Here is a 23,294-nt window from a genome sequence, read left to right on the forward strand (position 1 = left end):
TCTGCCGCCGGGGCGCGGGACCTGCCATGGCAAATGTTCCCGTAATGTTCTTGATCAAAGCGAAAATCTGTGGTTGTCTAACCTGACCTCGCTCGCGGCCTGATCGCAAAGCCGCGTGCGAGCCGCAGCGGGGGGTTCAGACAAGATGGTGGCGCGGGTTCGCACGGTGGCTTTCCAGGGCATCGAGGCCGTGCCGGTCGATGTCCAGGTGATGATCGCGCCGGGCAAGGTCGGCATGCAGATCGTCGGGCTGCCGGACAAGGCCGTGGCCGAGAGCCGAGAACGGGTGCAAGCCGCACTGCATGCCTCCGGCCTGTCGATGCCGTCGAAGAAGGTGACGGTGAACCTGGCGCCGGCCGACCTGCCCAAGGAGGGCAGCCATTACGACCTGCCGATCGCGCTCGGCCTGATGGCAGCGCTCGGCGCCATTCCGGGCGACATGCTGGCCGGCTATGTCGTGCTCGGCGAATTGTCGCTCGACGGCACCATCGCGGCGGTGGCCGGTGCGCTGCCGGCGGCGATCGGCGCCAACGCGGAAGGAAAAGGCCTGATCTGCCCGTTCGCCTGCGGGCCGGAAGCGGCCTGGGCCGGCAAGGACTTCGACATACTGGCGCCGCGCAGCCTGATTGCCGTCGCCAACCATTTTCGCGGCACGCAGGTGCTGTCGCGCCCCGAGGCGGGCATCCAGCTCGCGGCGCGCGACCTGCCGGATCTCGCCGACATCAAGGGCCAGGAAAGCGCCAAGCGGGCGCTGGAGGTGGCGGCGGCGGGCGGGCATAACCTCTTGATGGTCGGACCGCCCGGCTCGGGCAAGTCGATGCTGGCGCAGCGGCTGCCCTCCATCCTGCCGCCGCTGGCGCCGAAGGAACTCCTGGAAGTCTCGATGATCGCTTCCGTTGCCGGCGAGCTCGGCGAGGGCAAGCTCACCGACCGGCGGCCGTTCCGGGCGCCGCATCATTCGGCCTCGATGGCGGCGATGGTCGGCGGCGGCCTGCGGGCACGGCCGGGCGAGGTGTCGCTTGCCCATCACGGCGTGCTGTTCCTCGACGAATTCCCAGAATTCACGCCGCAGACGCTGGATGCTTTGCGCCAGCCGCTGGAGACGGGCGACTGCGTCATCGCGCGCGCCAACCACCGCGTCACCTATCCGGCGCGCATCCAGCTGGTGGCGGCGATGAATCCGTGCCGCTGCGGCATGTCGGGCGAGCCGGGCTATCGCTGCCTGCGCGGCGAACGCTGCCGCACCGACTACCAGGCGCGCATTTCCGGCCCGCTGCTCGACCGCATCGACTTGCGGATCGAGGTGCCAGCAGTCTCGGCCAGCGACCTGATCCGGCCGGACCGCGCCGAGACCAGTGCTGCAGTAGCGCAGCGCGTGGCGCGTGCCCGCGCCATCCAGCGCGAGCGCCTGGAAAGGCTGGGTGCGGCAAGCGCCACCACCAATGCGCATTGCCCCCCGGCAATCGTCGAGGAGATCGCCAAGCCGGATGCCGCCGGGCTGACGCTGCTCAAGGACGCCAGCGGGCGCGCGCCTACCACCGGGTGCTGAAAGTGGCGCGCACGCTGGCCGACCTCGATGCCAGCGAGACCGTCGGCCGCATCCATCTCGCCGAGGCGATCTCCTACCGGATGAGCGCGGAGCGCATGGCGCAGGCGGCGTAACAGGCTGCCCAAATCAGCCGCGGGCGCTACCGCGGGTTCGCCTTCAGCTCCAGCCGCCTGGCATGCAGCACCGGCTCGGTGTAGCCGTTGGGCTGGCTGGTGCCCTTGAACACCAGGTCGCAGGCAGCCTGGAAGGCGATCGAGTTGTCGAAGTCCGGCGCCATCGGACGGTAGAGCGGATCGCCGACATTCTGCAGATCGACGATCGCCGCCATGCGCTGCAGCGAGTCCCGGACCTGAATCTGCGAGCACACTTTGTGGCGCAGCCAGTTGGCAAGGTGCTGCGAGGAGATGCGCAGCGTGGCGCGGTCCTCCATCAGGCCGACATCGTTGATATCGGGTACTTTCGAGCAGCCGACGCCCTGGTCGATCCAGCGCACGACATAGCCGAGAATCCCCTGCGCGTTGTTGTCGAGCTCGCGCTGGATCTCGTCCGGCGTCCAGTTCGGCCGCACCGCCGCCGGCACCGACAATATGTCGTCGAGCCTGGCCTTCGGACGGCTCTGCAGCGCCACCTGCACGGCGCGCACGTCGACCTTGTGGTAGTGGGTGGCGTGCAGCGTCGCCGCCGTCGGCGAAGGCACCCAGGCCGTGTTGGCGCCAGCCTTGGGATGCGCGATCTTCTGTTCCAGCATCGCCGCCATCAGGTCCGGCATCGCCCACATGCCCTTGCCGATCTGGGCGTGGCCGGCGAGCCCGCATTCCAGCCCGGTGTCGACATTCCAGGCCTCATAGGCGGAGATCCAGGCGGCCTGCTTCATGTCGCCCTTGCGGATCATCGGGCCGGCTTCCATCGAGGTGTGGATCTCGTCGCCGGTGCGATCGAGGAAGCCGGTGTTGATGAACACGATGCGTTCCCTCGCCGCGCGGATCGCCTCCTTGAGGTTGACGGTGGTGCGCCGCTCCTCGTCCATGATGCCCATCTTGATGGTGTTTTTGGCCATGCCGAGCAGCGCTTCGACACGATCGAAAATCTCGACGGCGAAGGCGACCTCCTCGGGCCCGTGCATCTTAGGTTTCACCACATACATGGAGCCGGCGCGGGAATTCGCGCGCCGCCCGTTGACGCCGACATCGTGCAGCGCGATCAGCGCGGTCACCGCGGCGTCCATGATGCCTTCCGGCACCTCGTTGCCGTCGCGGTCCGTTATCGCCGGATTTGTCATCAGGTGGCCGACGTTCCTGACCAGCATCAGCGAGCGGCCGGGCAGCAGCACCTGGCCGCCATGCGGCGTGGTGTAGCGGCGGTCGGGGTTGAGCTTGCGGACGAAACTCTTGCCGCCCTTGGTGATCTCTTCCGTCAGGTCGCCCTTCATCAGGCCGAGCCAGTTGCGGTAGACGACGACCTTGTCCTCGGCATCGACGGCGGCGACCGAATCCTCGCAATCCTGGATGGTGGTCAAGGCGGATTCCAGGATGACGTCGGCGATGCCGGCCGGGTCGGTCCTGCCGATCTCGTTGGCGCGGTCGATTGTAATCTCGATGTGCAGGCCGTTCGTGACCAAGAGCACCGCTTCCGGATTGGCGGCCTCGCCACGATAGCCGACGAACTGTTTCGGATCGGCGAGCGTCGTGGCGCCGGCCCCCTCGCCCGCCTTCAGCGCGCCGTTCTCGATCGAAAGCCCGTTGACGCCGCCCCACTTGCCCGTGGTCAGCGGCACCGACTGGTCGAGGAAGTCCTTGGCCCAGGCGATGACCTTGGCGCCGCGCCTGGGGTTGAACCGCTTGCCCTTTTCGGCGCCGCCGGTCTCGGGAATGGCGTCGGTGCCGTAGAGCGCGTCATAGAGCGAGCCCCAGCGGGCATTGGCGGCATTGAGCGCATAGCGCGCGTTCATCACCGGCACGACGAGCTGCGGCCCGGCAACGACCGCGATCTCGGGATCGACTTTCTCGGTGCTGACGCTGAAAGCCGGGCCTTCCGGCACCAGATAGCCGATCTCCTTCAGGAAGGCCTTGTAGGCCGCCATGTCGATCGGCGCGCCGTTCTGGCGGTACCAGGCGTCGAGCTTTTCCTGCAGGGCGTCGCGCTTGGCGAGCAGCGCGCGGTTCTTCGGCGCCAGGTCATGGACGATGGCCGAGAAGCCGTTCCAGAATTTTTCAGGATCGATGCCGGTGCCGACCGCTGCCTCCTCGGCCACGAAATCATGGAGCTCCCGGGCAATCCGCAACCCGGCGATCTCGATGCGGTCGGTCATCAGCACGTCTCCCGATGAGTGGCTTTGCCGGGCGTTTGGCATGTTGGGGGGCGGGGGTCAATTCGGCTTAGGGTGAAGGAGGGGCGCGGTTTCCCCTTCTCCCCTTGTGGGAGAAGGTGGATCGGCGCGCAAGCGCCGAGACGGATGAGGGGTGTTCCAGCGGAGTGAGGCGTTGGCGTTCCCTGGAGCACCCCTCATCCGTCGCCTTCGGCGACACCTTCTCCCACAAGGGGAGAAGGAGAGGGCTGCTCTCACACCGCGATCCGCGGCCGTCCCGAGGCCACGGCCACCACTTGCGCCTCGATGAACATGCGCTGGCTCTCGATGGTCGAGACCTTGAACTCGGTGGCGACCTCGATCTCGGCGCTGTCGGTACCGGCGTCCCTGGCGCGCTGGGCGACGATCGCGCGCACATCGGCCTCGGCCGCGGCGATCGCCGCCGCCTCGTCCATGAAATCGCGCACCGTCTGCCCCGACGAGAGGCGGAACAGGCCCTCGGCCGGCTGGCTGACGCGGGCTTCGGCGGAGACGCGGACCTGGCCGACGACGGCGCCGAGCGCATTGGCGACATCGGTGTCCTCCGGCACGATGCAGCCATTGCCGATCAGCGGCGGCAGGCCGGCATAGTGCAGCGGCGCCGAGGCGCCGAGGCCGATCACCGGCCGGTCGAGCGCGACGCTGAAGCGGGCGATGCCGGGATGGGCATCGACGGCCCGCTGCACCAAGGCATGCGCGACGGTGGCGGCGCCATCCAGGCCGTCCTCGGCGAAGGCGGTTTCGAGGATGTATTCGGCCGACCAGCGCGTCAGCGTCACCAGCACGCGCTCGGCAAGCGCTTCCGGCGTCGCCGCGATGGCCAGGCCGCGGCCGTCGCGGCGGCGGGCGAAGAGCTCGGCACCGAGACGGGCGGCGGTGGCGTCCCAATTGGCCTGCTTGCCCAGCACATGGGCGGCGTCGGAGGGCGTGAAGCCGCAGATGTGCACGAGACCCCGCGCCACCAGACGGTTGAGCGTGGCGTTCTGGGCGTTGGAGGCGAGCAGCCGGTCGAGCGCCAGCGGAACGGCGCCGATCGCCTCGTAGAGCTTTGCTTCCGGGGCGCTGAGGCCGGCGGCGAGGCGATCCGGCACGCCGGTGCGCACGGCAAAGCGGCCATCCGAGCGGCCGGGGTTGGAGGCGCGCAGCTGCCATTCCAGCTCGACGGTGACGGCCTCGCCATGCGCCATGCCGGCCAGCGCCAGCGGAACCAGGCGGCGCGGGCCGAGCAGGATCTGCGGCTCGAGCGCGCCGTCCTCCAGCGCCACTTCAGAATCGCCGCCGAGGCCGAAGGTGCGCATCGCCACCGCCTCGACCATGGTGCGGAACCCGCCGACCGTGGCGCCCTCCGGGTCAAGCCGCGGCCGGCCGCCGTCCAGCACGGCGACGTCGGTGGTGGTGCCGCCGATGTCCGACACCATGGCGTCGTCGAGGCTGGTCATGTGGCGGGCGCCGACAAGGCTGGCGGCGGGGCCGGACAATATCGTCTCGATCGGCCGCTGGCGGGCAAAACCCGCCGACACCAGCGCGCCGTCGCCGCGCACCACCATCAAGGGTGCTGCAATGCCGCGCTTGGCAAGAAAGCCTTCCGTCGCCGCCACCAGCCGGTCGATCATCGAGATCAGGCGGGCATTGAGCAGCGTGGTCAGCGCGCGGCGCGGGCCGCCGAGCTTGGCCGACAATTCATGGCTGGCGGTGACCGGCAGGCCGGTCCTGTCGCGGATCAGGTCGCGGGCGGCGAGCTCATGCGCCGGGTTGCGGGTGGCGAAATAGGCGCAGACCGCAAAGCCCGACACCGTGCCGCCGAGCTCGGGGAGCGCCGCCTCGAGCCCCGAGAGGTCGAGCTTGGCGGCATTGCCGTGCACGTCATGGCCGCCGGGGCAGTAGACGACGGGATCGGTGCCGAGCGCCGTCTTCAGCCCGTCGCGGGCAAGGTCGGCCTCGGAAAAGCCGATCATGACCAGAGCCACGCGCCCGCCCTGGCCCTCGACCAGCGCGTTGGTAGCCAAGGTGGTCGACATCGAGACGAGCTTGATCGCGCCCGGATCGGTCCCGGCCTTCTCCAGCACGGCGTCGACCGCGCCGGAAACGCCGACGGCGAGATCGTGCCTGGTGGTCAGCGCCTTGGCCTTGGCCAGCACCTTGCCCTTGCCCGGGTTGTCCAGGGGGCCGCCCTCCTCCGTCCACAGCACCGCATCGGTATAGGTGCCGCCGGTGTCGATGCCGAGGAACAGGGGATGCGGTTTGGCGGTCATTGGGTCCAGACGAGAAGTTTTTGCTGCGAAGCCCTTAGCCGATACGGGCGATTGGATAAAGATGGGAGACGTGGGCCACGGATGGCCTTCCCTTCTCCCCTTGTGGGAGAAGGTGGCTCGGCGCGCAGCGCCGAGACGGATGAGGGGTGCTCCGGCTTGGCAAAGACATCCGCCCTGGCCTCACCGCCAGGGTTGCAAACTCACATCGCGCACATAGGCGATAATGGTATCGCACACCGCCTCCAGGTCCTTCAGAACATCGTCGTTCCAGAACCGCAGCACGCGAAAACCCCTGGCCTTCAGTTCAGCATCGCGCTCCTTGTCATGGCGCGACTCCGCATGCTGGCTGCCGTCGATTTCGACGATCAGCCGAGCCTCGGCACAGACGAAGTCGGCTACAAACCGACCAACCGGCACCTGACGTCGGAACTTGATCTTGTCGAGGCGGCGGCCGCGCAATTCCTGCCACAGACGGTCCTCCGCCTCCGTCGGCTCGCGACGCATCGTGCGGGCGAAATTGCGCTTGGCCGGGGTTACGGGTTGATGCGGCATGAAGCGAGATTAGGCAGCGTCCTCATTTCGTCCACTTTTCCAACGTCGCACTCCGTCACACACCCCTCATCCGTCTCGGCGCTACGCGCCGATCCACCTTCTCCCACAACGGGAGAAGGAGAGGGCTCCGCTACTCCGCCAGATCCACCGTCTCGGTGGAATGCTCTGTGCAGATGAAGCAACAGGTGTCGCAGGGCTGGTCGTTGTCGGGACCGACGCCGGCGGTGACGGAATCGTCGCCGTTGACCCAGGCGCCCCAGCAGATGTGCTCGCCGGGCTCGCAGGTGATCGGCACCGATTTCTTCGCCCCCGGCCGGATGAGGAACACCTTGTCGTTGCCCGGCCAGACCTTGCCGCTGTCGCGGCCGAACAGCTCCAGCGCCACGCCATCTTGCCGCTGGTTCCGGACATAGAGCGACATGTCGGCGGCGAAGGCCGGGCTGGCGAGGAAAAGGGCGGCGAGCAGAGCGCGAATCATGGTGAGGTCCCCTGAGGAGTAGAGCACGGGTGGAGTGCGTAATCTCCCCCCTTGTGGGGGAGATCAGCAGCTTCGGCGCCCCGCTCGTCATGCAACTCCGGCGATATGGGAGGCGCGCTACCTTCTCACCACCACATGCGGCGCGAATGCCTTCACCGCCTCGACCATGTCGTCGCCGCGGATGTCGAGCGAGGAGATCTCCATGTGCACGGTGGTCTTGCCGAAGGGCATCAGGCCGAAGGCGTTGGCGGCGGCGTATCTGATTGCGTCGGGCGGCTCCTCGGTGAGTTCGAAATTGAGCATCGCCGCGCCCTTGCCGCCGGAGGCGAGGCGCACGCTCCTGACCTTGCGCCACGGCACCAGCACGTCGCCGGCGCGGCTATCGCGGAAACCTTGGCTGTTCAGCACCACCTTGACCGAGGTGTCGAAGGCGCCACGCGCGATGAAGAAGCCGAGCGCCAGGCAGGCGGCAGCCAGCAGCGCGATCCACAGCACATGGCCGCTGTTGGCTCCGGCCGCCGCGCCCTGCAGCGCGCCGAAACCGAACATGGCGCCGATGATGACCGGCCCTATGGCCGGGAGGATTTTCCCTGAGACGCTGTTGCGGATTTCGAGCGGGTCGACCATTTTCCGCCCATTCAGCGCTCGGATTTCAGTAGTGTCCAGATCCAGCCGATGAAGGTCAGGACCAGGAACGGATAGCCGGCGGCGGGCAAGGGCGCGGAGGTGGGCAAAAGCGGTGTGCCCCACAGGATCATCGCCGCCGAGACGGTGAAGAGCAGGGCCGCCGCGAAAGCGGTGAGCCGCATCCACAGCGCGAAGGTGTTTTGGGCGCTGACCATGACGAGCCCCGCCGCCCACAGTGCAATGCCGCCGACATAGGACGGTACGCTGGCCTCGAGTCCCGCCGCATTTCCGGCCAGAAGCAGGCATTCGCCGGCCAGGAAGGTGAGGAAGCCGGCCGCGACGAGGTCATCGCCGAGCCGCTGGTATTTCATGGTGAGGAGTGCTGCCGCAACAACGATCGCCACGCCGTCGATGGTCCACAGCGTCTCGCGCAACGCGTCGCTGGCAACGAAGGTGCCCGCCATGCCCAACGCGCCGCCGATAGCGAGGCCGATCGCGGCGACGGTGTCCGAGGTGGAGCGCATGTTGGTGTCTCCCCAAGCCGGGGAGAGGATACAACGAGGTGAGGGGATGGTGAAGGCTGCTCAAAAGCGCAGGCTCGCAATCGATCGCCCGTGACAGCGGATGAAAGATGGGGGGCCTTACACCCAACCACCTTCCGACAATAGGTCCTTCAGTCGCCGAACACTATTACGCACCCAACCCGAGCCGTAAAAAAAAGACCAGGAATCGCCAGAAGTCCAAAACCAATAAGGTACAATATCGCTGTCATCGTTGCGAGCGGACGGAATTCATATCTATCCCTAACGTTATAGTATGACCGGAGCACATCTACGCTCAAGCTTCGGTCATTTCTGGTTGAAAAAGCGTCAGATGCAACCTTAAAGTCAACTTTTGACCTATCCAGCCATTCGGCTCTACGTAGCAATTGCCTTGCCACGCCGGATCGCCTTGACATGATGGTGACAAACATTGACCGAAGATTCCTAGCGCTAACTGTCGATATTTGTCGTTCAACGTAGTCTGATATGTCGTCAAATCGTTTTATTACAGGATGTGCAAACACTCGATATATTATCGTTCCAATTCCAAGAGACAGTGCTCCGAAATAGATACAATTGAGTCTGCCGATAAAACTTATCCATGGGCCGCATTGCTCGTGGCTTCCCGAGCCAATAAGCCCTCCAAGCCCGCCCATAAAGGGCCTCAGAGCCTCATGGTACAGAATCAAATAACCCACGAACGGGGTTGCTATGCTCAAGGAGGCTATCTTGGACTGCCCAAACCCTCTCAAGGCATGCCAGTTAACTACCTTCTGAAACCATGTATCTGGCACGTACGCCTGATTGTCGGACATCGCAATCGCCCCAATTCGCATCTAAGCGAGCTTCAATGTCCTGTTCTCATGGGTGTAGGTCTCCCCTACCGTATATTCCTGTGAATCCAAGTCCGGAGCAATCATGGACGTGGCTATTATTATTTGATGCTCTGACACTGCCGACTTCGATCGTTTTGCCAGCACTCTTTGAAAATTTTGGCTCCGCTCTTGCTCCATTCCTTTGTCTTCAATTGTATCCATAAGAAGGAACCTTGGATGCGCGAAGGACGGGTCGTTTGCCGCAGCGAATAGAAAGGCCGCAAAGAAACTGTTGCGCATATACACCATCGAACTGGCAGAGAAGAAGCTCTCCCCATTAACCGACATTCGGTCTCCATCGAACTCAAAGTCGAATCGATTTGCCTTGGAGAATGTTGTCTGTCGTTCTAGGTCACTCTTCAAGAAATCGAGTGTAACTAGTTCTATCGAGCGCCGCGCTTTGGACAGCTGCTCCTTTGTCCTGGCGTTTTCACTGCGAATTACAGCGTCAAGCGTAGCTATCTCAATGTTTAGGGCTTCTGCCTGCCTTGTCAGTTCGGCTAGCTCTTCGACAACTTCGCGCTTGAAGGCAAGTTCCTCGAGTTCTTTGTAAGCGTAACCTGCCCTGCGGTTCAGGTCGCGCAGCTTTAGTCGCATTTCAGTTGTCGGCGTTCGGACAGCTACCCGATAGAGTTGAGATGCCTGCTCCCAAAGGACCCTTAGCCTCTCAACTTCTGCGCGCCATTCCGCTGCCTGCCGATGTCGATCGGATTGCAACTCCTGCGACTGGTCAAGCTGCCTCTGATAGTCGTTGAGGAGGCGCATCGACCTCCTTTTTGTGAGGTCATGATCATACGCGTTCTTACAGAGCGCACACGCCCCCTCCACCTCATTTTCACGGATTGGGGATAGGCAAGCCGGGCACAAGTCGAACTTGAGATTCGAAAATTGCTCTACGACTGCACCAGACTCGGTTAGTTGCTCAATCTTGCGTCCCAACGCGGCAATGAAATCGTTCGAGTCTACTATCTCGAATTCGATATCCCGAAGTTGGACCGTTAGCCTGGCTATCTCCTCTTGGAAACTGACCACCCTGCCTAGAGTCGCATCCTGATCATTTAGGGTTAGGCGATCGTCGAATTGCGCATCAAATATCTGCGCCTCAAGCTTTTCGATCTCGGAGTTCAACTCGTCCAGGCGACGCTCGAGCCCGGCCTGTTCCTGCCCCAGCCACTCCAACGTCAATGGATGCCCAGATCGCCCATGAGTCCTTATCAGGGTCGCTTGTTTTTTTGAAACATCCGTGAACTCGGCCTCGGCCTCCCGCCTCCTGATCTTAGCCTTATAATATTTGTCGCTGTATGCTCCGCACAGCAAATCGCCAACCGATTGCCGAGTCAGCGCATCATCGAATGTCTGACTTCTAAATATCTTATCCACGGGGCTAAGCTGGTCTGAATACAGAAGCCTCAACACCTGATTCATTGTCACTTTGGTCGTTTGATTATCATACTGCACTTCAGGCAGGCCAAGACACCGGAATAGGACCTGTGAGAAGCTGTCTTTCTCGCCCCGCCTGTAAGGATAAATTTCCCAGCCTTCGCCCGCCGATGCCAGAGCTTCTTGCCAACCACCAAGAAAAATGCGCATCGGACGAGATGACTTAGGATCGATGTCCCTTGAAAGCGCCAACTGCTGGCCATTAATCCTGACTCCGATAGTCACGCTATCGCAACGCAAGGCGCTCTCACGCCATTGAGTCTCAAGGAAGTCTCCGCCGAGCGCATAAAATAAAAAGTCCATAATTGTGGACTTTCCGGAGCTATTTTCACCCCTTATAATATTCAACCCAGAATGAAAATCGGCCGAGAATACCGTTTTCCCTGACCCAAAGACCGAGAGATGTTCAACCTTCAGATTTGGCTTAAATATTGTCATAGCGATACTCATCCAAGCCGGAGCGGTGCTTCAAGCCGCCATCGCCGGCATAGGGTAACTTTATCAACTCTTGTGAGAGGAACTCCACCAGCTCCCTATTATTGTCGTTAAATTTCGCGGTTAACGAATTTAGTCCGCTGCTTAACGCATCCACATCGATCCTAACAGCTGCATCTCTGCTCCCCGACGCGACCCCGGCGGATATCAATCCACCTAAAGCAGCCATCTGTATCGGCTCTATGCGAGCGAAAAGCGTCCTCGGGGCGGGAGTGACATCGTATTTCGTGGCGATGTATGCCTTTAGGATGCTGTTTTTTCTCTTCGCAAAATTTTTGATCGACCGGCTTGCTGTTATTTCCTTGATTAACCACGGAAAACAGAGGAAGAAATCAACTATCCTGAGCTTCTGATAATCTATCTTCTGCTCGTCTGCTGCACGCAAAGCGCATATCATGCGAAAGACAGTATGGTATGGGTCATAGGCAGAAGGAATATGATAGCGTAAACATCAATGCCACCGAACCCAGCATCGATCGGCGAGCCAGAAAATCATACCCTTTATAAGAGTATGAGTGATGAGCAAGTGGTCGCTCCCAACACTGGCGTCTATTTCGGCTATTGTTGGATTTATGATCTTTTCCTCAACGACGCACTCGACAGATGTGCGGTCTAGAGCTTGGCCGTTGTGCATTATATGCGCTTCAAACACCTCGTGAATTCCTTGACAGGAAGATAGCGAATATTTTTTGTGCTGAGCTAAAGGGCTCAAGGGCCATGAGCTTCTTCTGAAATAGCTCTTTCTTTTTCAGGGCACTTTTGATTTCGTCACTACGCCCTACATACGCAAGTTTGTCCTCAAGACCGACGATCTCTTCATCTTCGCGGTGATCGACGAACATCTGGAGGGCGTCGATGAACGAGTCAACTTGTTCGCCAGACTGAATCTGGGCGTTAAGCTTTTCGATCAGGACAGCGACCTGGGACAACCTGTTCCTTCCCCCTGTAGGAACGAACCGCAATTCGACGCGTCTGGGTTAATGTTGTCAATCTACAGGAGTTTCGCAAGGCCCAGCGTCCACAATTCGGTACTACGTGCCGTGGTCCTCTCAGCAGAGGATAGATATACTAGTCCCCCATCTTCAGCGCCTGGATAAACGCCTCCTGCGGAATATCCACCTTGCCGAACTGCCGCATCCGCTTCTTGCCCTCTTTCTGCTTGTCGAGCAGCTTGCGCTTGCGGGTGACGTCGCCGCCGTAGCATTTGGCGGTGACGTCCTTGCGCAGCGCCGAGACGGTCTCGCGGGCGATGATGCGGCCGCCTATTGCCGCCTGGATCGGGATCTTGAACAGATGCTGCGGGATCAGCTCCTTCAGCTTCTCGCACATGGCGCGGCCGCGCTTTTCTGCCGCCGTGCGGTGGACCAGCATCGATAAAGCGTCGACCGGTTCGTCATTGACCAGGATCGACATCTTGACCAGGTCGCCCTCGCGGTAGTTCGTCAGATGATAGTCGAAGGAGGCGTAGCCCTTGGAGATCGATTTCAGCCGGTCGTAGAAGTCGAACACGACCTCGTTGAGCGGCAGGTCGTAGGTCAGCATGGCGCGCTTGCCGACATAGGAGAGATCGGCCTGGATGCCGCGCCTGTCCTGGCAGAGTTTTAAAATACCGCCGAGATAGTCGTCGGGCGTGAGGATGGTGGCGCGGATCCACGGCTCCTCGATCGAGGCGATCTTGACCACGTCGGGCATGTCGGCCGGGTTGTGCAGTTCCTTGGTCGTGCCGTCGATGAGGTTCATGCGGTAGACGACGGACGGCGCGGTGGCGATGAGGTCGAGGTTGAACTCGCGCTCCAGCCGCTCCTGGATGATCTCCAGATGCAGCAGGCCGAGGAAGCCGCAGCGGAAGCCGAAGCCGAGCGCGGCCGACGTCTCCATTTCATAAGAGAAGGAGGCGTCGTTGAGGCGCAGCTTGCCGACGGCGGCGCGCAGGTCCTCGAAATCGGCGGCGTCGACCGGGAACAGGCCGCAGAACACCACCGGCTGCGCCGGCTTGAAGCCGGGCAAGGCCTTGGCCGTCGGGCGGCGGTCCTCGGTGATGGTGTCGCCGACGCGGGTGTCGGCCACTTCCTTGATCGAGCCGGTGAAGAAGCCGAACTCGCCGGGGCCGAGCTCGTCGACATTGACGCGGGCCGGCTTGAAGACGCCGGTGCGCTCGACGAGGTATTTCGCGCCGGTGCCCATCATGCGGATGGTCTGGCCCTTCTTCATCACGCCGTCGATGACGCGGACCAGCACGATGACGCCGAGATAGGCGTCGTACCAGCTGTCGACCAGCATCGCCTTGAGCGGAGCGGCAATGTCGCCCTCGCGCGGCGGCGGCAGCTGGTGGACGATCGCCTCCAGCACGTCCGGCACGCCGAGGCCGGTCTTGGCCGAGATCTGCACGGCGTTGGAGGCGTCGAGGCCGATCACCTCCTCGACCTGCTCGCGGATGCGCTCGGGCTCGGCCGCCGGCAGGTCGACCTTGTTCAGCACCACGACGATCTCGTGGTTGTTGTCGATGGCCTGGTAGACATTGGCCAGCGTCTGCGCCTCGACGCCTTGCGACGCGTCGACGACCAGCAGCGAGCCCTCGCAGGCGGCAAGCGAACGCGACACCTCATAGGCGAAGTCGACATGGCCGGGGGTGTCGATGAGGTTCAGGACGTAGTCCTCGCCGTTCCTGGCGCGGTAGTTGAGCCTGACGGTCTGGGCCTTGATTGTGATGCCGCGCTCGCGCTCGATGTCCATGGAGTCCAGCACCTGCTCCTTCATGTCGCGCTCCTCCAGCGCGCCGGTGAGCTGGATCAGCCGGTCGGCAAGCGTGGATTTGCCATGGTCGATATGGGCGACGATGGAGAAATTGCGGATGTGGTCGAGCGGGGTCGTCATGCGGCGCGCTTTAGCAGGGGCGGGTTTAAGGGGCAAGCGGCGGGAGGTTTTGGCGAGGCATCCCCCTCTGGCCTGCCGGCCATCTCCCCCTCGAGGGAGGAGATCAAACGCTCGACCGCCTTCGCCGATCTCCGCCGTCGCAGTTCAAGGCGCGGCGCTGGAACTGCCGATCTCCCTCCTTGAGGGGGAGATGTCCGGCAGGCCAGAGGGGGTGCCCCGCTTAAACAATCATCCACTCCTTTCGGGCATCATCCGCAACTCCTGATGGTACACGGCACGTTGCCGCGGTTGCGAAGGTTCCAAATGTTCAAGCAGTTCCTGCATTCGAGCGACGGCTCGATGATGCCGATTATGGTGTTGGCAACCATCCCGCTGCTGCTCGCGGTCGGCTTTTCCGTCGATTACACCTCGGCGGTGACGACCCGAAGCGACATGCAGAACGCGCTCGATGCGGCGATCATCTCGATCACCACGCTGCCGACCACGACCTCGAAGGCCGACCGCCAGGTCGCGCTGCAGCAGGCCTATTTAGCCAATGCCGGGCAGGGGACCGCCTCGCTGACCAGCGTCGACATCGGCGCCGACGGCACCGCCAGCTTCAGCGCCACGGCGAGCTACCCGATGCCGACCAATTTCATGCAGATCGCCAAGATCAGCTCGGTGCAGGTCGGCGTCGGGTCGTCGGTGCGCAAGACGCCGGCGCTGGTGCAGACGACGTTCAAGGTGACGAAAGTGTCGGGCTACTGGAACAAGACGATGACGCTCTACGGCACCAGGTTCGGCGAGACCGGCGCCAAGCCGCTGATGACGGTCACCTATGCCTATAATGGCTATGGCGACCCGAAGGGCTACGGCACGACGACGGTCAAGACCATCAACGGCAGCACCGAGACGACGGTACAGCAGCAGGTCTGCACGACCAGCACGGTGAAGAACTTCAACGACCTGCCGGCCGGGGCGATCACGCAGAGCAGCGGCAGCAAGAAATATGTGACGACCTGCGCCGACACCTTCTATCCGGCCAACGGCGCCGGCGCGACGATCGACGTCAGCGCGATGGACCAGCTCTACCTGGAAATGGACGTGCCCTCGGGCAATCCCAAGGTGCTGAAGTCGAACGACCCGGCCACCTCGAACCGGCTCTATATGGGCGTCAGTCCAACCGACATGCCCGAGGTGGCGACGGGCCAGACCGTCAACATCTTCACCGCCGTGCCCTGCGGCCAGCCCGGCTACCAGGCCTGGGAAGACGGCGGCAATCCCGTGCCGGCGGCCGTCAGCAATGCCGACTTCTTCTACACCGTGCAAGGCAAGTGCGACTACAACCAGCGCCCGTCGGCGACGGTGCTGACGCAGTAGCGCGAAGCGCCGCGATCCTTCACACCCCCCTCTGGCCTGCCGGCCATCTCCCCCGCAAGGGGGGAGATTGGCAGCTTCGCCGGCGGCGCGCCTCCTTGCAGCGTTGGCGATTGGCAAAGGCCAACACGACAGCTGATCTCCCCCCTTGCGGGGGAGATGGCCGGCAGGCCAGAGGGGGGTGCTGTCCCGCCAACGTCGCGCATTGACGCCATTCAATCACAAACCGGTGAAGCCTGTAACGAAGCGGTCCGGCGCGGCGAAGTTGGAGCATGACCCGCCGCAACGGAGACTTCCCCATGACTGGACGCAAGGCAAAAGCCGGCAAGGCAGCGCTCGCCGGCGCGGCGCTGATTGCGCTGGCGGCAAGCTCGGCGACAGCGGCGGCGCAGCCGCTGACCGTGGTCGAGCTGTTCACCAGCCAGGGCTGCTCGTCCTGCCCGCCGGCCAACGCCAATCTGATCAAGGTCAAGGACCAGCCCGGCGTGCTGGCGCTGTCGTTCAACGTCACCTACTGGGACTATCTCGGCTGGAAGGACAGTTTCGGCCGGCAGGAATTCACACAGCGCCAGTTCGCCTACGAACCGGCGCTCGGCCATGACGGGCCGTTCACGCCGCAGGTGGTGGTGAACGGCAGCGCCGACGCCGTCGGGGTCCGGCCCGGCGAGATCGAACGGTTGATTTCGGCAAGCTCCCGTGCCGAAGGCCCGGCGCTGGCGCTTGGGCAAGGCAAGGTGAGCATCGGCGCCGGCATGGCGCCGGGCGGCAAGGCCGACATCTGGCTGGTGCGCTACGACAAGCGCGTCGTCGCGGTGCCGGTGGCGCGCGGCGAGAACAGCGGCCGCACGCTGCCGCACGCCAATGTCGTCCATTCGCTGGAGAGGCTGGGCAGCTGGAACGGCAGCGCGACGACGTTGCCGCTGCCGGCGGCGGGCGCCGGCCTCAACACGGCGGTGCTGGTGCAGACGCCCGGCGGCGGGCCGATCCTCGCGGCGGCCTCGGACTGATCAGCATTTTTCCGCGCCGAAGCCGCAGACGGCGGCAGCGCACCAACGGGCTCGCACGGCGCGCCACAACACAAGGAGACCACCATGACCAAATACCTGACGCTGCCGGCGCTGGCCTTCGCGCTTGCCGCAACCGCGCTGGTTGCCGGGGCCCGCGCCGACGACGCGACCAACGCCATGAAGCCCGCCAATGCGATGGCTACCGAGGCGATGAAGCCGGCAGGTGCCATGAAGCCCGATGCGACGGCGACGGATGCCATGGCGGCCAACGCAATGAAACCGGCCACCGATGCGATGAAGCCGAATGCCATGAAGCCGGTCGATGCGATGGCCCCGGCTCAATCAATAAGTGAGGCGGTCCCCGCCTCTCGCGGGCGAGGCCGAACAACCGCCAAGGGCGCGGCTGTCGCAAGCCCAAGTTCCTCGCCCCGCAGAGCGGGGGAGAGGTGGCTCGGCGAAGCCGAGACGGAGAGGGGGAGCGCCGTCGACGACACGAACCGCCGCACGGCAAAGTGAGCACCCAGTGGCAGCTTCCATCGTATATACTGGAACCAAACCAAGGAGATCAGACATGAACGGCATCAAGACAAGGGCCATGCGGCGATCGCCATTCCTTGCCCGCGGCGCCCTTGCGGCGCTCGGCCTTGCGGCCGTGGCGGCCGCCGGCTTCTGGCAGACGCCGGCCCGGTCGGCGGAAGAAGCGGTGGTGATCCCACCGCCGGCAATAGACGAAAAGGCGGCGGGCGGGACCGAGAAGGCCGTGTTCGCCGGCGGCTGCTTCTGGGGCGTGCAGGGCGTGTTCCAGCACGTCAAGGGCGTCAGCAAGGCCGTCTCCGGCTATGCCGGCGGCAGCGCCGAAAACGCCGTCTACGAGATCGTCGGCAGCGGCCGCACCGGCCATGCCGAGTCGGTCGAGATCACCTACGATCCCTCGCAAGTGACCTACGGCCAGCTGCTGCAGGTGTATTTCTCGGTCGCGCACAACCCGACGCAGCTCAACTATCAGGGCCCTGACCACGGCACGCAGTACCGCTCGACGGTGTTTGCCGAAAATGACGAGCAGAAGAAGATCGCCGAGAGCTACATCGCCCAGCTCGACAGGGCCAAGGTGTTCGGCAAGCCGATCGTGACGACGCTGGAGACCGGCAAGACTTTCTATCCGGCCGAGGATTATCATCAGGACTTCCTGACGCTCAACCCGACCTATCCCTACATCGTCTACAACGACCTGCCGAAGGTGGCTAATTTGAAGGCGCTGTTCCCCAAGCTCTACAGCGAAAAGCCGGTGCTGGTGCTGGCGGCAAGCAAGAGCTGAGGTTTGCTGAGGGGGGCGCGAAGGATCGCGGCGCCTCCTAGCTTAGCGCTCAATCATACGTCAGATCCGTCGCCTTTCCGCCGAACACGCGGTAGGCGTAGAAGGAATAGAAGATGATGATCGGGAGCACGACGACGACGCCGGCCAGGATCACCGCCAGGCTCTCCGGCGCCGAGGCGGCCTGCCAGATGGTCAGCCTGTCGGGCACGACGAAGGGATAGAAGGACCAGGCGAGCCCGGCAAAGCCGAGCGCGAAGATGGCGGCGAGCGTCAGGAACGGCATCAGCGCGTGGCGGTCGCCGGGCTTCGGCAGGTGAAAGGTCTGCCGCCACAGCCACAGGAACAGCAGCGCCGAGACGATGGGCAGCGGCGAGAGATAGAGGATCTCCGGCCACAGAAACCATTTGTCGAAGATGCGCGGGCTGGCGAAGGGCGTCGCCAACGACACCGCGACCATGCCGAGCGCCGTCAGCACCAGCGTGGTGCGCAGCCAAAGCACGGCTTTGCGCTGCAGATGGCCCTCGGTCTTGTAGATCAGCCAGGCGGCGCCCATGGCGGCATAGGCGGCCGACAGGCAGAGCGCGACCAGCGCGCCGAAGGCGACGCCACCGAAGCCGACGTCGAGGCCGAGCACATAGACGCCCAGCATATAGCCCTGCGCCAGCGCGGCGATGGTGGAGCCCAAGAAAAAGATGCGGTTCCAGCGGCGCTTCTTGCCGGCCGGCACCTTGGCGCGGAAATCGAAGGCGACGCCGCGCAGGATAAGCCCGACCAAAAGCACGAAGACCGGCAGGTAGAGCGCGGTGAGGATGGTGCCATGCGCCATCGGGAAGGCGACCAGCAAAAGGCCGACGGCCAGCACCAGCCAGGTCTCGTTGGCGTCCCAGAACGGGCCGATTGCCGCGATCATGGTGTCCTGCTCGGCGTCTTCGGCGCCGGCGAACAGGATGCCGATGCCGAGATCGAAGCCGTCGAGGATGACGTAGATGAGGATGGCGAGGCCCATCAGGCCGGCGAAGATCAGCGGCAGCGCGGTCGGCCAGTCGAAGCTCATGTCAGGCGCTCCCTTCCTGGGCGGCCGGCTGCGACAGCGCCGCATTCATGACGCCGGGCAATGGCGAGGTGTCGCCGTCCTTGGCCGCTTTCAGCGCCAGATGCACCAGCACGCCGAGATAGGCGATCAAGAGCAGCACATAGAGGATGAGATAGATGGCCAAGGTCAGCGCGACATGGCTGCCGGCGACAGGGCCGACGGCGTCGGCCGTCCTCAGGACGCCGGTGACCAGCCAAGGCTGGCGGCCGATCTCGGTCGTGTACCAGCCGGCAAGCGTCGCCACCCAGCCGGAGATCGTCATCGGCACCATGATCAGCGCCAGCGGCTTCGGCAGGCTGTGGCGGCGCTTGAGGAAGAAGGCGGCCGACCAGGAGACGACGAGCATCAGGAGGCCGGTGCCGACCATGATGCGGAACCCCCAGAACACCGGGAACACCGGCGGATGGTTGCCGGGATAGCCGTTCAGCCCCGGCACGACGCCGCTCACGCTATGGCGCAGCACGAGGCTGGCGCCGCCGGGAACGGCGAGCTCGAACCTGTTTTCCTTGGCCGCCTCATCGGGGAGCGCAAACAGAACCAGCGGCACGTTGGGGCCGGTGTTCCAGTTGGCTTCCATCGCGGCGATCTTCTGCGGCTGGTGCTCCAGCGTGTTCAGGCCGTGCTGGTCGCCGGCAAAGATCTGGATCGGGATCAGGATCGCGGCGGTGAAGACGCCGGTGCGCAGCGCCTTCCACATCGATTCCGAGCGATCGCCGTAGAGATAGCGCAGTGCCGACAGGCCGGCGATCAGGAAGGAAACCGTCAGCCCCGAGGCGAGCAGCATGTGGACCAGCCGGTAGGGCATGGAGGGATTGAAGACGATCGCCCACCAGTCGAGCGCATGCGCCTTGCCGTCGCGCATCTCGAAGCCGGCCGGCGTCTGCATCCAGGAATTCAGCGCGATGATCCAGAAGGCGGAAACCGTGGTGCCGCCCGCCACCAGCACCGTCGCCAAAGTGTGGATGCGGTTGGAGACGCGGCGGAAGCCGAACAGCATGATGCCGAGGAAGGCGGCCTCGAGGAAGAAGGCGGTCAGCACCTCATAGGCGAGCAGCGGCCCGGCGATGTTGCCGACGGTTTCCATATAGCCCGGCCAGTTGGTGCCGAACTGGAAGCTCATGGTGACGCCGGAGACCACGCCCATGGCGAAGGAGAGCGCGAAGACCTTCACCCAGGTGAAATAAGCGCGCATCCAGGCGGAGTCGCCGGTCCTGTTGTAGCGCAGCTTGAAGAACAGCAGCACCCAGCCAAGTGCAATGCTGATCGCCGGAAACAGGATATGGAACGAAATATTCGCGCCGAACTGGATACGCGACAGAATAAGCGGGTCCATGGCTGGCTCCGGCTGCTGCTTGTTCTTGGAGAGTAGGCCGCAAACACGCCCCGGTCAAAGCGGCGCGGCGCCGCGCGAGGCGCGTTGTCGCAGCAAGTGTGAACAATCCGTCAGGCGTTTTGGCCGGGCGCGGTGGCCAGAACTGTCAGGAGGGGCATTGACTTCCGGCCGCGCGAACCGACATTCACGGCATTCCACCGCGCAGCACGATTTCCGATAGCCGTTTTCAGCATGTCCGCCATCATCTCCATTTCCGGTGTCACGAAAACCTATGCCACCGGCTTCAAGGCGCTGAAGGAGATCAATCTCGACATCGAGCGGGGCGAGATCTTCGCGCTGCTCGGACCGAACGGCGCGGGCAAGACGACGCTGATCTCGATCGTCTGCGGCATCGTCAACCGCTCCTCCGGCAGCGTCAGCGTGGACGGCCACGACATCGGCCGGGACTATCGCGCGGCGCGCAGCCTGATCGGGCTGGTGCCGCAGGAACTGACCATCGATGCCTTCGAGACGGTCTGGGCGACGGTCAATTACAGCCGCGGCCTGTTCGGCAAGCCGGCCAACAAGGATTTCGTCGAGAAGGTGCTGCGCGATCTCTCGCTGTGGGAGAAGAAGGACGCCAAGGCAATCACGCTTTCGGGCGGCATGAAGCGGCGGCTGATGATCGCCAAGGCGCTGTCGCACGAGCCGCGCGTGCTGTTCCTGGACGAGCCGACGGCCGGCGTCGACGTCGAGCTGCGCCAGGACATGTGGGCGATGGTGCGGCGGCTGCGCGAGGACGGCGTCACGATCATCCTGACCACGCACTACATCGAGGAGGCCGAGGCGATGGCCGACCGCGTCGGCGTCATCAACCGCGGCGAGATCATCCTGGTCGAAGGCAAGGCCGAACTGATGCGCAAGCTCGGCCGCAAGCAGATGACGCTCGAATTGCGCGCGCCGCTCAGGGCGATCCCGGAGAAGCTGGCGGGTTACGCGCTGGAGCTCTCGCCGGGCGGCGGGCAGCTCACCTACACCTATGACAACCAGAGCGACCGGCCGGGCGTCGCCTCGCTGATCCGCGATCTCGAAGCGGCCGGCATCCAGTTCCGCGATCTCGACACCAAGAACAGCTCGCTCGAGGAGATCTTCGTCAACATTCTGAGGCAAGAGCCATGAACCCGCGCGCTGCCATGAACCTTCGTGCCGTGTGGGCGATCTACCGGACGGAGATGGCGCGTGCGTTCCGCACCGTGCTGCAGAGCATCATTTCGCCGGTCATCTCGACATCGCTCTACTTCGTCGTGTTCGGCTCGGCGATCGGCTCGCGCATCACCGAGATCGACGGCATCAGCTATGGCGCCTTCATCGTGCCGGGGCTGATGATGCTGTCGCTTCTAACGCAGTCGATCTCGAACGCCTCCTTCGCCATCTACTTCCCGAAATTCGTCGGCTCGATCTATGAGCTGCTGTCGGCGCCGGTCTCCTATCTCGAGATCATCATCGCCTATGTCGGCGGTGCCGCGACCAAGTCGATCATGCTCGGCCTGATCATCTTAGGCACCGCGGCGCTGTTCGTGCCGCTGAGGATCGAGCATCCGTTCTGGATGGTCGCCTTCCTGGTGCTGACGGCGGTGACCTTCAGCCTGTTCGGCTTCATCATCGGCATCTGGGCCAAGACCTTCGAGCAGCTGCAGCTGGTGCCGCTCCTGATCGTCACGCCGCTCACCTTCCTCGGCGGCAGCTTCTATTCGATCCATATGCTGCCCGGCATCTGGAAGACGGTCACGCTGTTCAACCCGGTAGTCTATCTGATCAGCGGATTCCGCTGGAGTTTCTACGGCAAGGCGGACGTCTCGGTCGGCGTCAGCCTCGGCATGACGCTGGTGTTCCTGGCCGCCTGCATCGCGATCGTGGCCTGGATCTTCAAGACAGGGTACCGGCTCAGGAATTGAGCAAGGGCGGTTCCTCTTCCCCGCCCTTGGCGGGGGCGAGGAAACAGCGCTTCAAATCGCCTTGATCAGACGCAACAGCCCCAGCATCTCCATCAGCGTGCCCTTGCGGAAGGCGATGTAGGTCGGCTCTTCCACGCCGTGGAAGCGACGCTTGAAGGCAGCCTGGCCCTGCAGGTTGAAGCGCGAGCGGTTGACCCAGGGCGATCGGTAGGCACGCTGGAAGGTGCTGCGCCAGAAGCTCGATTCGGCAAACCCGCTCGGCTCGACGTCGAGCAGCGGCGACAGGCCCAGCGTGACCACCGAGATGCCTTCCTCGCGGAAGCGGTCGACGGCAAATTTCGTCAGGCCGATTTCGGCATGGGACGTGGCGTCGACATGCTTGCGCTTGAAGGCCGTGGTGTAGCCGATGATCTTGCCGCCGCTGAACAGCGGATCGAAATCGAGCAGGGCGACGAGCTCGCCGTCCGGACCATGCAGGACGAAGCGGCGCATGTCGGCGCCGAGATGCTCGGCGAAGGGACGGTTGAGAAAGCCCATCTCCCAGCGTTTGACGATGCGCTCGCGGCGCCAGTTTTCGGACAGCCTGGAAACCTCGTCGAGAAACAGGCCGCGTCTGTCCTCGGCGAAGGTGAAGCCCTTCTTCGTCAGCCAGCGCTCGGAATAGCGCACGGTCTCGTTGCGCCTGCCGGAAAAATCATGCGCCGGCAACTGCAGCCTGGTGTCGATGCCGAGCCGGTTGACCTGATAGCCGAGGCCGGCCAGCACCTTTGCCGTCGCAGCGCCGATCTGCACGAACCACGGACCGCCGGCCGCCTCGACGAAGCGCTTGATGTAACCGGGCCGGTCCGACGGATGCACCACCGGATCGCCGAGAGCGAAGTGATGCTTCATCTTGGTGCCGAAGGCGATGTAGCCGTCGCCGTCGCTGAAATAGGAGAGTTTCTGCTGAACGGCGGTCGAATAGGCGAGCGAGAAGTCGCCGTGCCGACGAACCAGCGCCAGGCGCTCGAGATGGGTGAGCTCGCGCCGCTGCACCTTGGGCGCTGCGGCGTCGAGAAACCTGTCGATGTGGATGCGCAGTGGGGGCACGGCCGGGTTTCCGCTTAGCGATAGGTGGAGACCCTCGAATCAGTCGCCTGGCGCGACGTAACCACCTGTCGCGCCAGCGCCATATAGGATGCAATCGGGCTGGAATGAAGGCCAAAAGTCGGCGACGACAGTGGCCGAC

At 63.6% G+C, this 23,294-nt stretch carries 19 protein-coding genes and 2 pseudogenes; 7 read left to right on the forward strand and 14 right to left on the reverse strand.

Going from position 1 to position 23,294, the window contains the following annotated elements; all coding sequences use genetic code 11:
- The first annotated feature begins 211 nt into the window (after positions 1–211).
- Positions 212–1,662, forward strand: a pseudogene (locus tag EJ074_RS15750) (YifB family Mg chelatase-like AAA ATPase).
- 26 nt (positions 1,663–1,688) lie between these two features.
- Here the strand turns inward: EJ074_RS15750 and EJ074_RS15755 are convergent.
- The 11 genes from EJ074_RS15755 to lepA form a co-directional block, all read right to left on the reverse strand.
- Positions 1,689–3,857: a malate synthase G gene (locus tag EJ074_RS15755; protein ID WP_129553565.1), complete on the reverse strand. Its 2,169-nt coding sequence runs from the start codon at positions 3,855–3,857 to the stop codon at positions 1,689–1,691.
- Positions 3,858–4,108: 251 nt separating this feature from the next.
- The gene (locus EJ074_RS15760) at positions 4,109–6,145 is read right to left on the reverse strand and encodes a hydantoinase/oxoprolinase family protein (protein ID WP_165349945.1); all 2,037 of its coding nucleotides are present in this window, start codon (positions 6,143–6,145) and stop codon (positions 4,109–4,111) included.
- A 180-nt stretch (positions 6,146–6,325) separates the two neighbouring features.
- Entirely contained in the window at positions 6,326–6,697 is a 372-nt protein-coding gene (locus EJ074_RS15765; RefSeq protein WP_095805232.1) for an endonuclease domain-containing protein, read from the reverse strand.
- Between the two features lie 130 nt (positions 6,698–6,827).
- Complete coding sequence (locus tag EJ074_RS15770) at positions 6,828–7,175, reverse strand: hypothetical protein (RefSeq protein WP_095805233.1); 348 nt, start codon at positions 7,173–7,175, stop codon at positions 6,828–6,830.
- Positions 7,176–7,292: 117 nt separating this feature from the next.
- Positions 7,293–7,802: a hypothetical protein gene (locus EJ074_RS15775; RefSeq protein ID WP_095805234.1), complete on the reverse strand. Its 510-nt coding sequence runs from the start codon at positions 7,800–7,802 to the stop codon at positions 7,293–7,295.
- Between the two features lie 11 nt (positions 7,803–7,813).
- Positions 7,814–8,326 carry a hypothetical protein gene (locus EJ074_RS29695; protein WP_165349946.1) on the reverse strand — a complete coding sequence of 171 codons (513 nt, stop codon included), beginning with the start codon at positions 8,324–8,326 and terminating at the stop codon, positions 7,814–7,816.
- A gap of 149 nt (positions 8,327–8,475) precedes the next feature.
- Complete coding sequence (locus tag EJ074_RS15785; RefSeq protein ID WP_129553567.1) at positions 8,476–9,159, reverse strand: hypothetical protein; 684 nt, start codon at positions 9,157–9,159, stop codon at positions 8,476–8,478.
- Between the two features lie 21 nt (positions 9,160–9,180).
- Positions 9,181–11,097, reverse strand: coding sequence for a hypothetical protein (locus EJ074_RS15790; protein WP_129553568.1), 1,917 nt, complete (start codon positions 11,095–11,097; stop codon positions 9,181–9,183).
- Positions 11,084–11,539 carry an ABC-three component system middle component 5 gene (locus EJ074_RS15795; RefSeq protein WP_129553569.1) on the reverse strand — a complete coding sequence of 152 codons (456 nt, stop codon included), beginning with the start codon at positions 11,537–11,539 and terminating at the stop codon, positions 11,084–11,086. Before EJ074_RS15795 ends, EJ074_RS15790 begins: the two co-directional genes overlap by 14 nt.
- A gap of 259 nt (positions 11,540–11,798) precedes the next feature.
- Positions 11,799–12,083: an ABC-three component system protein gene (locus EJ074_RS15800; RefSeq protein ID WP_129553570.1), complete on the reverse strand. Its 285-nt coding sequence runs from the start codon at positions 12,081–12,083 to the stop codon at positions 11,799–11,801.
- A 139-nt stretch (positions 12,084–12,222) separates the two neighbouring features.
- Positions 12,223–14,028: a translation elongation factor 4 gene (gene lepA, locus EJ074_RS15805; RefSeq protein ID WP_095805238.1), complete on the reverse strand. Its 1,806-nt coding sequence runs from the start codon at positions 14,026–14,028 to the stop codon at positions 12,223–12,225.
- 303 nt (positions 14,029–14,331) lie between these two features.
- Between lepA and EJ074_RS15815 the strand changes: the two genes are divergently transcribed.
- From EJ074_RS15815 to msrA, 4 genes and pseudogenes are all read left to right on the forward strand, one after another.
- Positions 14,332–15,387, forward strand: a complete 1,056-nt coding sequence (locus EJ074_RS15815; protein ID WP_245420308.1) for a TadE/TadG family type IV pilus assembly protein — start codon at positions 14,332–14,334, stop codon at positions 15,385–15,387.
- Between the two features lie 296 nt (positions 15,388–15,683).
- The gene (locus tag EJ074_RS15825; protein WP_095805240.1) at positions 15,684–16,391 is read left to right on the forward strand and encodes a DUF1223 domain-containing protein; all 708 of its coding nucleotides are present in this window, start codon (positions 15,684–15,686) and stop codon (positions 16,389–16,391) included.
- Positions 16,392–16,475: 84 nt separating this feature from the next.
- A pseudogene (locus EJ074_RS15830) lies at positions 16,476–16,730 on the forward strand (hypothetical protein); the annotation flags it as partial.
- 232 nt (positions 16,731–16,962) lie between these two features.
- Positions 16,963–17,706, forward strand: coding sequence for a peptide-methionine (S)-S-oxide reductase MsrA (msrA, locus tag EJ074_RS15835; RefSeq protein WP_095805241.1), 744 nt, complete (start codon positions 16,963–16,965; stop codon positions 17,704–17,706).
- A 49-nt stretch (positions 17,707–17,755) separates the two neighbouring features.
- Here the strand turns inward: msrA and EJ074_RS15840 are convergent, their stop codons facing one another.
- Positions 17,756–18,760: a cytochrome d ubiquinol oxidase subunit II gene (locus EJ074_RS15840; RefSeq protein WP_095805242.1), complete on the reverse strand. Its 1,005-nt coding sequence runs from the start codon at positions 18,758–18,760 to the stop codon at positions 17,756–17,758.
- Position 18,761: 1 nt separating this feature from the next.
- On the reverse strand, positions 18,762–20,132 hold the full coding sequence (locus EJ074_RS15845) for a cytochrome ubiquinol oxidase subunit I (RefSeq protein WP_095805243.1): 1,371 nt from the start codon (positions 20,130–20,132) through the stop codon (positions 18,762–18,764).
- A gap of 231 nt (positions 20,133–20,363) precedes the next feature.
- Here EJ074_RS15845 and EJ074_RS15850 point away from each other — a divergent pair, with 231 nt between their 5' ends.
- Both EJ074_RS15850 and EJ074_RS15855 read left to right on the forward strand, forming a co-directional pair.
- Positions 20,364–21,290: an ABC transporter ATP-binding protein gene (locus tag EJ074_RS15850; RefSeq protein ID WP_095805244.1), complete on the forward strand. Its 927-nt coding sequence runs from the start codon at positions 20,364–20,366 to the stop codon at positions 21,288–21,290.
- 14 nt (positions 21,291–21,304) lie between these two features.
- Positions 21,305–22,066 (forward strand): ABC transporter permease, encoded by a 762-nt coding sequence (locus EJ074_RS15855; protein WP_095805452.1) that lies wholly within the window; start codon positions 21,305–21,307, stop codon positions 22,064–22,066.
- A 51-nt stretch (positions 22,067–22,117) separates the two neighbouring features.
- Here the strand turns inward: EJ074_RS15855 and EJ074_RS15860 are convergent, their stop codons facing one another.
- The gene (locus tag EJ074_RS15860; RefSeq protein WP_095805245.1) at positions 22,118–23,155 is read right to left on the reverse strand and encodes a phosphatidylglycerol lysyltransferase domain-containing protein; all 1,038 of its coding nucleotides are present in this window, start codon (positions 23,153–23,155) and stop codon (positions 22,118–22,120) included.
- Between the last annotated feature and the right edge of the window lie 139 nt (positions 23,156–23,294).

Source organism: Mesorhizobium sp. M3A.F.Ca.ET.080.04.2.1 (assembly GCF_003952525.1).
GTDB lineage: Bacteria > Pseudomonadota > Alphaproteobacteria > Rhizobiales > Rhizobiaceae > Mesorhizobium.